A 443-nucleotide genomic window follows, 5' to 3' on the forward strand; every position below is an offset into this window, starting at 1 on the left:
CCCGCCCGGCCCCGCCGCGGCGGGTTTTCTATGCATGCTGCTCCGAGATCACGGTTTGAAAGCTAGCGGATTTGGTTCCGTGATGGGACGTGCGTCCTGGCACGTCGCGCCGGCAAAGGGCTTCCTATCTCGGGATCATGCAAGACGACGCGGACCGGATCGGCCGGCCGCCAACTTGATCGAGGAGATGAAGACCATCATGAAGACCCGTGTCGCCGCCGCTGTCGCCGTCCTGATGCTCGGCGTTGCTGCCCCGGCCTCGTCTGCTCTGGCCTTCCCCTACAACGCGCCGCGTGGCCACTACACTGGCTTTGCCTCCGACGTGGTCGACACCACAGGCTCGCTCGGCTTCTACGGCAGCCGCAACCCGGCCACCTGCCGGATGAGTTCGGCGGCCGAGGGCAACGCCAACCAGCAGAACTTCCCGGTCAAGCAGTACGGCC

General features: G+C 65.9%; 1 protein-coding gene. It reads left to right on the forward strand.

Going from position 1 to position 443, the window contains the following annotated elements:
* Positions 1-199 precede the first annotated feature (199 nt).
* A partial coding sequence (locus AX737_RS00190; RefSeq protein ID WP_066918049.1) for a hypothetical protein occupies positions 200-443 on the forward strand: 244 nt, incomplete at its 3' end.

It is taken from the genome of Methylobacterium sp. CCH5-D2 (genome assembly GCF_001556475.1).
GTDB classification, from domain to species: Bacteria; Pseudomonadota; Alphaproteobacteria; order Rhizobiales; family Beijerinckiaceae; genus Methylobacterium; species Methylobacterium hispanicum.